The 12,727-nt window shown below is 72.6% G+C and carries 9 protein-coding genes; 7 read left to right on the forward strand and 2 right to left on the reverse strand.

The window, feature by feature from the left end:
* Nucleotides 1-50 precede the first annotated feature (50 nt).
* The 3 genes from LTT61_RS09270 to speD are packed head-to-tail and all read left to right on the forward strand — an operon-like array spanning nt 51 to nt 4,842.
* Nucleotides 51-2,525: a DEAD/DEAH box helicase gene (locus tag LTT61_RS09270; protein ID WP_420094801.1), complete on the forward strand. Its 2,475-nt coding sequence runs from the start codon at nt 51-53 to the stop codon at nt 2,523-2,525.
* A complete protein-coding gene (locus LTT61_RS09275; RefSeq protein ID WP_332909237.1) occupies nt 2,522-3,643 on the forward strand; it encodes a type III PLP-dependent enzyme in 1,122 nt (373 codons plus the stop codon). Before LTT61_RS09270 ends, LTT61_RS09275 begins: the two co-directional genes overlap by 4 nt.
* Nucleotides 3,640-4,842, forward strand: coding sequence for an adenosylmethionine decarboxylase (gene speD / locus LTT61_RS09280; RefSeq protein WP_233019523.1), 1,203 nt, complete (start codon nt 3,640-3,642; stop codon nt 4,840-4,842). Before LTT61_RS09275 ends, speD begins: the two co-directional genes overlap by 4 nt.
* Before the next feature lie 5 nt (nt 4,843-4,847).
* Here the strand turns inward: speD and LTT61_RS09285 are convergent, their stop codons facing one another.
* Entirely contained in the window at nt 4,848-5,756 is a 909-nt protein-coding gene (locus LTT61_RS09285) for a hydrogen peroxide-inducible genes activator (RefSeq protein WP_233019524.1), read from the reverse strand.
* A gap of 103 nt (nt 5,757-5,859) precedes the next feature.
* Between LTT61_RS09285 and LTT61_RS09290 the strand changes: the two genes are divergently transcribed.
* From LTT61_RS09290 to LTT61_RS09300, 3 genes are all read left to right on the forward strand, one after another.
* Entirely contained in the window at nt 5,860-6,447 is a 588-nt protein-coding gene (locus tag LTT61_RS09290) for a peroxiredoxin (RefSeq protein ID WP_233019525.1), read from the forward strand.
* A 47-nt stretch (nt 6,448-6,494) separates the two neighbouring features.
* Complete coding sequence (locus tag LTT61_RS09295; RefSeq protein ID WP_233019526.1) at nt 6,495-7,034, forward strand: carboxymuconolactone decarboxylase family protein; 540 nt, start codon at nt 6,495-6,497, stop codon at nt 7,032-7,034.
* A gap of 76 nt (nt 7,035-7,110) precedes the next feature.
* Nucleotides 7,111-7,785 carry a PhzF family phenazine biosynthesis protein gene (locus tag LTT61_RS09300; protein ID WP_233019527.1) on the forward strand — a complete coding sequence of 225 codons (675 nt, stop codon included), beginning with the start codon at nt 7,111-7,113 and terminating at the stop codon, nt 7,783-7,785.
* On the opposite strand, the gene LTT61_RS09305 is transcribed toward LTT61_RS09300, so the two are convergent.
* The gene (locus LTT61_RS09305) at nt 7,786-8,406 is read right to left on the reverse strand and encodes a Pr6Pr family membrane protein (protein WP_233019528.1); all 621 of its coding nucleotides are present in this window, start codon (nt 8,404-8,406) and stop codon (nt 7,786-7,788) included. It abuts the gene before it with no gap.
* A 184-nt stretch (nt 8,407-8,590) separates the two neighbouring features.
* On the opposite strand from LTT61_RS09305, the gene hrpA reads away from it, so the two are divergent.
* Nucleotides 8,591-12,718 carry an ATP-dependent RNA helicase HrpA gene (gene hrpA, locus LTT61_RS09310; RefSeq protein ID WP_233019529.1) on the forward strand — a complete coding sequence of 1,376 codons (4,128 nt, stop codon included), beginning with the start codon at nt 8,591-8,593 and terminating at the stop codon, nt 12,716-12,718.
* The last annotated feature ends 9 nt before the right edge of the window (nt 12,719-12,727 follow it).

Below are 12,727 nucleotides of genomic sequence, written 5' to 3' on the forward strand. Positions count from 1 at the left end.
AAACCCCGGTGCGTAGGGTGGTCGGAGTGGATCTGACCGAGCTGCTCGACATTCCGGGCACCGACGCCGACGCGCTCTACGAGTCGTTCGGCGCCTGGGCCGCCGAGCGCGGGACGGCGCTCTACCCGGCGCAGGACGAGGCGCTGCTGGAGCTGGCCTCCGGCTCGAACGTGATCCTGGCCACCCCCACCGGGTCGGGCAAATCGCTGGTCGCGGTCGGCGCGCACCTGTTCGCGCTCACCCGCGGGGTGCGCAGCTACTACACCGCACCGATCAAGGCGCTGGTGAGCGAGAAGTTCTTCGCGCTCTGCGAGCTGTTCGGCGCGGAGCGGGTGGGCATGGTCACCGGCGACGCCGCGGTGAACGCCGACGCCCCGATCATCTGCGCCACCGCCGAGATCCTGGCCAACCTGGCGCTGCGCGAGGGTTCGGCGGCCGAGGTCGGCCAGATCGTGATGGACGAGTTCCACTTCTACGCCGACCCCGATCGCGGCTGGGCCTGGCAGGTGCCGTTGCTGGAGCTGCCTGGCGCGCAGTTCCTGCTGATGTCGGCCACGCTCGGCGAGGTCGACTTCTTCGCCGACGACCTGCGCCGCCGCACGGGGAAGGCCACCGCCGTGGTCAGCGGCACGGAGCGCCCGGTGCCGCTGACCTTCTCCTACGCCCGCACGCCGATCACCGAGACGCTGGAGGAGCTGGTCACCACGCACCAGGCCCCGGTCTACGTGGTGCACTTCACCCAGGCCGCCGCCCTGGAGCGGGCACAGGCGCTGACCAGCGTCAACTTCGCCACCCGCGCGGAGAAGGACGCGATCGCCGCCGCCATCGGCCATTTCCGCTTCGCGGCAGGCTTCGGCCGCACGCTGTCCCGGCTGATCCGGCACGGCATCGGCGTGCACCACGCGGGCATGCTGCCCAAGTACCGCAGGCTCGTGGAGCGGCTGGCCCAGGACGGGCTGCTCAAGGTGGTCTGCGGCACCGACACGCTCGGCGTCGGGATCAACGTCCCGATCCGGACCGTGCTGCTCACCGGGCTCACCAAGTACGACGGCACCCGGACCCGCAGGCTCAAGGCCAGGGAGTTCCACCAGATCTCCGGCCGGGCCGGGCGCGCGGGCTTCGACACCATGGGCACCGTCGTGGTGCAGGCCCCCGACCACGAGGTGGAGAACACCCGGCTGCTGGCCAAGGCGGGCGACGACCCCAAGAAGCAGCGCAAGGTGCAGCGGCGCAAGCCGCCGGAGGGCTTCGTCTCCTGGAGCGAGGAGACCTTCCTGCGCCTGGTCGACGCGCAGCCCGAGCCCATGGTCTCCCGCTTCCGGGTGACGAACTCGCTGCTGCTCAACGTGATCGCGCGGCCGGGCAACTGCTTCACCGCCATGCGGCACCTGCTGGAGGAGAACCACGAGCCGCGCCCGGCGCAGCGCAGGCACATCCTGCGCGCGATCCGGCTCTACCGCGCGCTGCGCGACGCCGGGGTGGTGCAGCAGCTGGACGAGCCGGACCGGTACGGCCGGATGGCGCGGCTCACCGTCGACCTGCAGCGCGATTTCGCGCTCGACCAGCCGCTCTCGCCCTTCGCGCTGGCCGCGCTCGAGCTGCTGGACCGCGCGGCGCCGAGCTACACCCTCGACGTGGTCTCGCTGATCGAGTCCACCCTGGAGGATCCCAGGCAGCTGCTGATGGCGCAGCAGCACAGGGCCAGGGGCGCGGCGGTGGCCGAGATGAAGGCCGACGGCATCGAGTACGAGGAGCGGATGGAGCTGCTCGAGGAGGTCACCTGGCCCAAGCCGCTGGCCGAGCTGATCGAGCCCGCCTTCGAGACCTACCGCGCCGGGCACCCGTGGGTCTCCGAGTTCGCGCCCGCGCCGAAGTCCGTCGTCCGGGACATGATCGAGCGCGCCATGACCTTCGCCGAGCTGATCGCGTACTACGAGCTGGCCCGCTCCGAGGGGGTCGTGCTGCGCTACCTCGCCGACGCCTACCGCGCGCTGCGCCGCACGGTGCCGGAGGCGGCGCGCACCGAGGAGCTCGACGACCTCACCGAGTGGCTCGGCGAGCTGGTGCGGCAGGTGGATTCGAGCCTGCTGGACGAGTGGGAGCAGCTCACCGCGCCGGGCGCCGAGGCCGACCAGCAGCAGCTCGCCTACGGCGCGGAGTCGGTGCGGCCGATCACGGCCAACGAGCGCGCCTTCCGGGTGCTGATCCGCAACGCGCTGTTCCGGCGGGTGGAGCTGGCCGCGCTGCGGCGCTGGGCCGCGCTCGCCGAACTCGACGCCGAGCCGGACTGGGAGACCGAGCTGGCGCCGTACTTCGCCGAGTACGGCGAGATCGGCACCGGGCCGGATGCCCGCGGCCCGCAGCTCTTCCGGGTCGAGCAGCGCCCCGAGTTCTGGCACGTCAGGCAGACCCTGGCCGACCCGGCCGGGGACCACGGCTGGGCGATCGAGGCCGTCGTCGACCTCGCCGAGTCCGATGCCGCGGGCGAGGTGGTCTTCGACGAGGTCACGGTGACGGCCGGGTGATCGACGGCGCGACCTCGCCGTACCTGGTCATGTATCCCGACCGGGTCACGGCCGCCTACCGCGCGCTCGGCGCGGCCCTGCCGGGAGCGCGAATCCGCTACGCGGTCAAGGCCACCCCCGTACCCGAGGTGCTCCTGGCGCTGGCCGCCGCGGGCGCGGAATTCGACGTCGCGAGCCCGGGCGAGATCGAGCTCTGCCTCGGCCTCGGGATCGCGCCGGAGCTGCTCTGCTACGGCAACACGGTGAAGAAGGCGGCGCAGATCGCCGGGGCGCACGCGCGCGGGGTGCGCCGGTACGCCTTCGACACCGCCGACGACCTGCGCCGGATCGCACTGCACGCACCGGGCGCCGAGGTGGAGTGCCGGTTCCTGCCCGCGACGCCGCCCGCGCGCACCCCGTTCGGCAGCAAGTTCGGCTGCGCCCCCGGCGAGGTGGCCCCGCTCCTGACCCAGGCCCGTGATCTGGGGCTGGTCCCCGCGGGGCCCTACTTCCACGTCGGCTCGCAGCAGACCGACCCCGCCGCCTGGCGGATCGGGCTGGAGCAGGCGGGCCGGATCGCCGCCGAGCTCGCCGCCGCCGGGATCCCGGTGCGCAGCGTGAACATCGGTGGCGGGCTGCCGATTCCGTACGCCGACCCGGCGCCCGGGCTCGCCGAGCTCGGCGCGGTGATCACCGCGGCGGCGCGCGCGCACCTGCCGCCCGGCACCGCGCTGGTGGTGGAGCCGGGGCGGGCGCTGACCGGCGCGGCGGGCGAGCTGCACTGCGAGGTCGTCGCGGTGCGCATCGCCCCGGACGGGCGGCGCTGGGTGTACCTCGACGTGGGCCGCTACAGCGGGCTGGCCGAGACGGAGAACGAGTACATCGTGTACCGGATCGCCACCGAACGCGACGGCGATCCGGTCGCCGAGGCGGTGCTGGCCGGGCCGACCTGCGACGGCGACGATGTACTGTATCAACGCACGCGCGTCCTGCTCCCGGCCACACTGCGAGCGGGCGATCGCGTCCGAATCCTCGACGCAGGCGCCTATACGGCGAGCTATGCGTCGGTGTCCTTCAACGGTTTTCCGCCCTTGACGGTGCATGTCACGGGCGCTGAGCGAGAGTGGGTGCAGTCATGACGGCGGAGTTCACCGGCAGGCACGTGCTGGCCGAGTTCGGTGGAGTCGACCCGGCGCTCTGCGACGATCCCGAACGCCTGGAGGCGGCGCTGCGCGCGGCGCTGGCCGAGGCGGGCGCGACCGTCTGCGACGTGGTGCGCCGCAAGTTCGAGCCGCAGGGCGCGACGGTGCTCGCGCTGCTCGCCGAGTCGCACGCCTCGCTGCACACCTACCCGGAGACCGGCGACATCTTCGTCGACGTCTTCACCTGCGGCAGCCTCGGCGCGGGCGCCGAACACGCCGTCGAGCTGCTGCGCAAGGCGCTCGACCCGGCGGAGGTGCGGATGTCGACGGTGCCGCGCGGGCGGGCCGGGCAGCGGATCGAGGAGCCGCTGACCCCGGGGCTGACCCGGGTGTGGGATATCTCCGAGGTCGTCGTCGACACGCACACCCCCTACCAGCACATGGTGATCGCGCGCACCGAGCAGGGCATCACGCTGTTCTCCGACAACGACCGGCAGTCCACCGAGTCCGCGCAGCTCACCTACCACGAGGCCATGATGGTCCCCGCCTTCGTGCTCGCCGAAAAGCTGGACACCGTGCTGATCATCGGCTCCGGCGAGGGTGTCGCCAGTCGAATGGCGGTGGCGGCCGGGGTCACCCGGGTGGACCACGTCGACATCGACCGGCTCGAGGTCGAGCTGTGCGCGCGGCACCTGCCCTACGGCTACACCCCGGACGAGCTGGACGCCGCGGTCCGCGGCGACGGCCCGGTCACCGTGCACTACGCCGACGGCTGGGACTTCCTGGCGCGGGCCGCCGCCGCGGGCACCCGCTACGACATCATCGTGATCGACCTCCCGGACGAGCGGCCGGAGCAGGCGCAGCACAACCGGCTCTACGAGGCCGAGTTCCTGGCCCGCTGCCGGGAGCGGCTCGCCCCCGGCGGGGTGCTCACCGCGCAGGCAGGCTGCGCCACGCTGTGGCGCAACGAGACCCTGAAGCGCTCCTGGCAGCGCTTCCACGAACACTTCGGCACCGTCGTGCACTACGGCAGCGACGAGCACGAGTGGTCGTTCCTGTTCGGCCTCGTCGACCGGATCGGCGACCCGGTGCCCGGCATGATCGACCGGCTCGTCACGCTGCCGTACCGGGCGAGCACCGTCGACGCGCGGGCGCTCCGGCGGGGCACCATCGAGCCGCGTTCGCTGCGGGGCTGAACCGCTCAGCGCGGCCGATACTCGCGGATCAGCGCGGCGAGCTGTTCGTAGTCGTCGCGGCGGCCGGTGGAGGAGCGGAAGACCAGCCCGATGGTCCGGCCGGGCGCGGGGGCGGCGAAGCGCGCGGTGTCCAGCGTGCCGCGCGCGGTCTCGGCGGAGACCGCGGAGTCCGGGATGAGCGTCACGCCGAGGCCGCCCGCGACGCACTGCACCACCGTCGCGAGCGACGCCGCCCGGGTATCGCCGACCGAACCGGGGTGCGCCTCGACGGTGCGGCACAGCTCGAGGGTCTGGTCGCGCAGGCAGTGCCCCTCGTCGAGCAGCAGCAGCGGCAGCGCGTCGAGCGCGGCGGGCGGCAGGTCGGCGCGCCCGCCCAGCTCGTGCCCCGTCGGGGTGACCAGCACGAATTCCTCGAAGTAGAGCTCGATCTCGCGGACGCCGGGGGCCTCGGTCGGCAGCGCGAGCAGCGCGACGTCGAGCACGCCGGTGCGCAGCCCGTCCAGCAGCCGGGCGGTCTGGTCCTCGACCACCTGCGGCAGCAGCCCGGGCATGTGCTCGCGCAGCCGGGGCAGCAGCGCGGGCAGCAGGTAGGGGGCGACGGTGGGGATGATGCCGAGCCGCAGCGTGCCGCCGAGCCCGTCGCCGGTGGCCGAGGCGAGGAAGCGATCCGCCGCGTCCAGGGTCGCGCGGGCCTGCGGTAGCAGCCGCAGCCCGGCTGCGGTCACCAGGACCCGGCGGGTGCTGCGCTCGATCAGCTGCAGCCCGAGGCCGTGCTCCAAAGCGGCCAGTGCCTGCGACAACGTGGGTTGGCTCACACGTAGCCGGGCAGCGGCCGTGCCGAAGTGCCGGTACTCGGCGACCGCTACGAACGCACGCAGCTGTGACAGGGTGGGCTGATAAATCTGATCAGACACGCCTATCAGTGTAGTGCGACCGATCACCTTTACCTTTAACTGGCAGCGCGGCAGGATCGCCCGTGAGCTCTTTCCATTCCGAACGATTCCGAGGAGACCGAGAATGGCCCTGCTGACCATCGGCGACCAGTTCCCCGCGTACAACCTCACCGCTGTCATCGGCGGTGACCTGTCGAAGGTCGACGCTCAGCAGCCCGACGACTACTTCACCCGGGTGACCAGCGACGACCACGCGGGCAAGTGGCGGATCGTCTTCTTCTGGCCCAAGGACTTCACCTTCGTGTGCCCCACCGAGATCGCCGCCTTCGGCAAGCTGAACGAGGAGTTCGCCGACCGCGACGCGCAGGTGCTCGGCGCCTCGGTGGACAACGAGTTCGTGCACTTCCAGTGGCGAGCCCAGCACGAGGATCTCAAGACCCTCCCCTTCCCGATCCTGTCCGACCTCAAGCGCGAGCTGGCCACCGCGACCGGCGTGCTCAACGCCGACGGCGTCGCGGACCGCGCCACCTTCATCGTCGACCCGAACAACGAGGTCCAGTTCGTCTCGGTCACCGCGGGTTCGGTCGGCCGAAACGTGGACGAGGTGCTGCGCGTGCTCGACGCGCTGCAGTCCGACGAGCTGTGCGCCTGCAACTGGAAGAAGGGCGATCCGACGATCGACGCGGGTGAGCTGCTCTCCGCCAGCGTCTGACCGCCCGGCCCCCGCACGTCCCCGAACCACGAAAGAGGAGCTGCCGCATGAGCATTGAGAACCTGAAGAGCGCCCTGCCCGAGTACGCCAAGGACCTCAAGCTCAACCTGTCGTCCATCACCCGCAGCACCGTGCTCTCCGAGCAGCAGCTGTGGGGCACCCTGCTGGCGGCGGCGGCCGCGACCCGGTCCGCCAGCACCCTGCGCGAGATCGCCGAGGAGGCCGCCGACACCCTGTCGGCCGAGGCCTACAACGCCGCGCTGGGCGCCGCCTCGATCATGGGGATGAACAACGTCTTCTACCGCGGCAAGGCGTTCCTCGGCGGCAGGTACGACGACCTGCGGGCCGGGCTGCGCATGCAGATCATCGGCAACCCCGGGGTCGCGAAGGCCGATTTCGAGCTGTGGTCGTTCGCGGTCTCCTCGATCAACGGCTGCCAGCACTGCCTGGAGGCGCACGAGCACACCCTGCGCGAGGAGGGCGTCTCCCGCGAGGTGATCTTCGAATCGCTGCGCGCGGCCGCCATCGTCGCCGGTGTGGGCCAGGCCGTGCAGTCGACCGAGGCGCTCGCCAGCGCGGCGGTCTGACCCGTTTCCGACCGGGCCGCGTCCACGCCGTGGACGCGGCCCGGTGGCGCAGGCACCGCGGGTAGGCTGGCCCGGCATGGGCATCCGAGTGGAAGTGGTCCGTGTGTTCACCGACGCGAGCGGCCGGTTCGGCAACCGGCTCGGAATCGCCCGCGCGGCCGACGTCGCCGAGCCGGAGCGGCAGGAGCTCGCCCGGCGCGCCGGGTACAGCGAGACGGTGGTGGTCGCCGAGCCGGTCGACGGCATTGCCCCGCTGCGGATCTACACCCCGGCCGTCGAGCTGCCCTTCGCCGGGCACCCTTCGGTCGGCACCGCCTGGTGGTTCCTGCGCCGCGGCATCCCGGTGACGGCGCTGCGGGTGCCCGCCGGGCTCGTCGCGGTGCAGAGCGCCGACGGCCTCACTTGGATCACCGCCAAGGCCGACTGGACCCCGGATTTCGTGTTCCACCGCTACCCGACGGCCGCCGAGGTGACCGCGCTCGACCCCGCGGACTTCCCCGGCGGCCCGCACTACGCGTGGGCGTGGAGCGACGAGCATCGCGGCAGCATCCGCAGCCGGATGTTCGGCCCGACCATGGGGATCACCGAGGACGAGGCGACCGGCGCCGCGGCGGTGGCGATCACCGCGCAGCTGCGCCGCGGGCTGCACATCACCCAGGGCGCGGGGTCGCACCTGTTCACCCAGTGGGATTCCGACGGCTGGGTCCGGCTCGGCGGGCGGGTCGCCGATGACTCCGCCGCCGAGTTCTGATCAGCTCCGCGACCGCGGGTGCCGCAGCTCGCCGATCCCCGCCACCGCGGCCGCGAGCAGCGCGAACACCACCGCGAGCACGACGAGTCCGAGGGTCAGCGAGACGTACCCCTGCTGCCTCGGGTCGAGGAACGGGTACGGATACCAGCCCACCGCGGGGCCGCGCAGCAGCGTGTACACCGCGTACGCCGCCGGGTACACCAGCCAGGCGCCGATCAGGCCGGGGGTGATCCCGAGCCGGCGCGGCACCAGGATCCAGTCGGCCAGCAGCACCAGCGGCAGGATGCGGTGCAGCACGTCGTTGATCCAGCGATCGGTAAGCATGACGTCGATATTCGCCAGCAGCACCGCGTACACGACGCCGGTGATCACCAGGTAGAGCGTGGCGGCGCCGCGCAGCAGCTGCCAGCGCCTGCCGTCCGGGTCGAGCGCGCCGCCGACCAGCAGCACCAGCACGCCGATCACGTTCGACTGAATGGTGAAGTAGCTGAAGTAGTTGCCGATCGAGAACTCCGGCACATTCAGGTTGCGCAGCGGGATCCAGAGCAGCGCCAGCACCCCGAGCGCGCCGAGAACGACCCGCGCCGCACGGATCCACCCGGCCGTCCCCGCAGCTGTCATCCGCCGATGATCGCACGCGGCGAGTCGGGCCGATGCTGTTCGGCGAATCCCCGGCTACCCCGCGGCGCGCGGTCGGGCCGCGCCCGCGGCGACGTGCCGCCTGCCACCGGTCGCTGTGCCGCTGGTCACCGGAGGAAAAGGCAGGCGCGGGAACAGCGCCGTCTTCGCTAGGCTGGTGGACGCAATGAGCAGCACAACCGCCACCGGACGCCGCGAGCTCCGCAGCCGCCTGGCGAACCTCTCGCTTCGCGACGAACACCGGCTGCGCCGCAGGCTGGATCGGGCCAAGGGCCCCGAGACGGCCGCGCTGGAAGCCGAGATCACCGCCGCCGAACAGCGGATCGAGGCGCGCCGCTCCGCCGTGCCCGCGATCAGGTACCCCGAGCAGCTGCCGGTCACCGCGCGGCGGGAGGACATCGCCGCCGCCATCGCCGCCAACCAGGTGGTGATCGTGGCGGGCGAGACCGGCTCCGGCAAGACCACCCAGATCCCGAAGATCTGCCTGGAGCTCGGGCGCGGCATCCGCGGCACCATCGGGCACACCCAGCCGCGCAGGCTCGCCGCGCGCACCGTGGCCGAGCGGATCGCCGAGGAGCTCGGCACCGAGCTGGGCGACGTCGTCGGCTACACCGTGCGCTTCACCGACCATGCCTCGGACCGCACCCTGGTCAAGCTCATGACCGACGGCATCCTGCTCGCCGAGATCCAGCGCGACCGGATGCTGCGGCGCTACGACACGATCATCATCGACGAGGCGCACGAGCGCAGCCTCAATATCGACTTCCTGCTCGGCTACCTGGCCCAGCTGCTGCCGCGCAGGCCCGATCTCAAGATCGTGATCACCTCGGCGACCATCGACCCGGAGCTGTTCGCCAGGCACTTCGCCGCGCCGGACGGCACCCCGGCGCCGATCGTGGAGGTGTCCGGGCGGTCGTTTCCGGTGGAGATCAGGTACCGGCCGCTCTCCCTGGAGCTGCCGTCGGCGCGGGACGACGACGACGACGAGGAATCCACCGTGGTGGATCGCGACCCGGTGGACGCCATCGGCGACGCGGTGCGCGAACTCTTCGCCGAGGGCGACGGCGACGTGCTGGTCTTCCTCTCCGGCGAGCGCGAGATCCGGGACACCGCCGACGCCCTGCGCGAGCTGAAGCTGCCGCGCACCGAGATCCTGCCGCTGTACGCCCGGCTCTCCGCCGCCGAGCAGCACCGGGTCTTCGCCCCGCACACGGGGCGGCGCGTCGTGCTCGCCACCAATGTCGCCGAGACCTCGCTGACCGTGCCCGGGATCCGGTACGTGATCGATCCGGGCACCGCGCGGATCTCCCGCTACTCCATGCGCACCAAGGTGCAGCGGCTGCCGATCGAATCGGTGTCGCAGGCGTCGGCGCGGCAGCGCTCCGGGCGCTGCGGGCGCGTCGCCGACGGCATCGCCATCCGGCTCTACAGCGAGGACGACTTCGAGTCCAGGCCCGCCTTCACCGAGCCGGAGATCCTGCGCACCAACCTGGCCGCGGTCATCCTGCAGATGACCGCGCTCGGGCTCGGCGACATCGAGAGCTTCCCGTTCCTGCAGGCGCCGGAGTACCGCGCCATCCGCGACGGCATCGCGCTGCTCCAGGAGCTCGGCGCGCTCGGCGCCGCCGGCGCGGAGACCGAGGCGGCGGTGCGCACCGAGGGGCAGCGGCTCGCGCTCACCGCCGTCGGGCGGGAGATGGCGCAGCTGCCGGTCGACCCGCGGATGGCGCGCATGCTGGTCGAGGCGCAGCGCACCGGGTGCCTGGCCGAGGTGCTGGTGATCGTGGCGGCGCTCTCCATCCAGGACGTGCGGGAACGTCCGGTGGAGCAGCAGCAGGCGGCGGACGCCAAACACGCGCGGTTCGTCGTCGACGGCTCCGACTTCCTCGCCTTCCTGAAGCTGTGGGACCACCTCGGGGAGCAGCGGAGGTCGCTCAGCGGCAATCAGTTCCGCCGCATGTGCCGCGAGGACTTCCTGCACTACCTGCGGATTCGGGAGTGGCAGGATCTGCACGGGCAGTTGCGCACCATCACCAGGCAGTTGGGGTGGGACGCCCCCGCGCCCGAGCCGGGGCGGCGCGGGCACGGTGGCGCCGACGACCCCGGCACCCGGCAGCGCGACGACGCGGCACCGGGCGGCAGCGCGCGGGGAGCCGCGGGCTCGGGAAATCCGCGCCGCCGTGGCGGCCGACCGGCGCGTGCGACGGAACCGGCACCGGCCCCGCAGGACGGCGAGACCACCTACGACGCCACCTCGATCCACCAGGCCCTGCTGGCGGGCATGCTCTCGCACCTCGGCCTCCGCGAAGCCGAGACCCGCGAATTCCTCGGCGCCCGCAACGCCAAGTTCATGATCTTCCCCGGCTCCGCGCTCGCCAAGAAACCCCCGCGCTGGGTGATGGCCGCCGAACTCGTCGAGACCTCCCGCCTGTGGGGCCGGATGGCGGCGAAGGTGGAGCCGGAGTGGGCCGAACGCCTCGCTGGCGACCTGGTGAAGCGCACCTACTCCGAACCACACTGGTCGGCCAAGCGCGGCGCCGCGCAGGCCTACGAGCGGGTCACGCTGTACGGCTTGCCGCTGGTCCCCCGCCGCGCCGTCGATTTCGGCCGGATCGACCCCGAGGTATCGCGCGAACTGCTCATCCGGCACGCGCTGGTGCAGGGCGAGTGGCAGACCAAGCACGAGTTCTTCCACCGCAACCGCGCCCTGCTCGAGGACGTCGCCGACCTGGAGCACCGGGCCCGCCGCCGCGACATCCTGGTCGACGACGAGGTGCTGTTCCAGTTCTACGACGAGCGGCTGCCCGCCGACATCGTCTCGGTGCGGCACTTCGACACCTGGTGGCGCACGGCCCGCAGGACCGAGCCCGCGCTGCTCGACTTCGACACCGCCACCGTGGTCAACGAGGGCGTCGCCGCGCTCGACCCCACCGACTTCCCGGACACCTGGCGGCAGGGCGAGCTCACCTTCCCGCTGACCTACCAGTTCGAGCCGGGCACCGAGGAGGACGGGCTGACCGTCCGGATCCCGGTGGAGCAGCTGGCGCACGTGCGCCCGGTCGGCTTCGACTGGCTGGTGCCCGGCATGCGGGCCGAGCTCGCCACCGCGCTGATCAAGACGCTGCCGAAGTCGCTGCGGCGCACCGTCGTCCCGGCGCCGGATTTCGCCGCGGCCGCGCTGTCCGCGCTCACCCCGCGCGCCGAACCGCTGGTCACCGGGTTGGCGCGGGAGCTGTCCCGGCTCGGCTCGGTGACCATCGCACCGCGCGACCTGGACACCGCCGCGCTCCCGCCGCACCTGCGCGCCACCTTCGCCGCGCTGGACCGGGCGGGCCGGGTGCTCGACCGGGACAAGAGCCTGGCCGCGCTGAAATCGCGGCTGGCCGAGGATGTCTCGCGCTCGGTGGCGAAGGCCACCGCGGGCGCCGAGCGCGCACCGGCGGCGGTGTGGACCTCGGAGTCGCTCGGCACCCTGGCCCCGACGGTGCGGCGCGAGGTCGCGGGCCAGACCGTCACCGGCTACCCGGCGCTGGTGCCGGAGCCGGCCGGTGTCGCGGTGCGGGTGCTGAGCTCACCGGCCGAGCAGGCCGCCGCCATGCGCGCGGGCACCCGCGCCCTGCTGCTGGCGGCGCTGCCCGGCAGCACCAAGGCGGTCACCTCGGGGCTGCCCCCCGCGGACCGGCTGGCGCTGGGCCGCAACCCGTACGGATCGCTGGACGCCCTGGTCGAGGATTGTCGCGCGGCCGCCGCCGACGAGCTGCTCGCCGCCGAGGGCGGGCCGGTGCGGGACCCGAAGGAGTTCGAGGCGCTCGTCGCCCGGGTGCGGCCGCGCTTCACCGGCACCGTCGCCGCGATCGTGCGGCTGGTGGCACCGGTGCTGGCCGCCGCCACCGAGGTGGAGATGGCGCTCGCCGACACCGCCGAACGCGACATCGCCGACGACGTCCGGCGGCAGCTCGACGACCTGGTCTATCCCGGCTTCGTCGCCGAGCACGGCACCCAGCGGCTCCGCGAACTCCCCCGCTACCTGCGCGCCGCCACCGCCCGGCTGCACGCCCTGCCCGCCTCCGCCGTCCGCGATCGCCAGGGCATGGACCAGCTCGACCGGGTCCTCACCGCCTACGACCGCCTGCTGAGCACCCTCCCCGAAGCCCGCCGCCGCAGCCGCGCCGTCACCGACGTCTGGTGGATGATCGAGGAGCTCCGGGTCAGCCTCTTCGCCCAGAAACTCGGCACCCCCTACCCGATCTCCGCCAAGCGGATCGAGAAGGCGATCGCGAGCATCCGGGCCTGAGCGGGCGGC

The organism is Nocardia asteroides (assembly GCF_021183625.1).
In the GTDB taxonomy this organism is placed as follows: Bacteria; Actinomycetota; Actinomycetes; order Mycobacteriales; family Mycobacteriaceae; genus Nocardia; species Nocardia asteroides_A.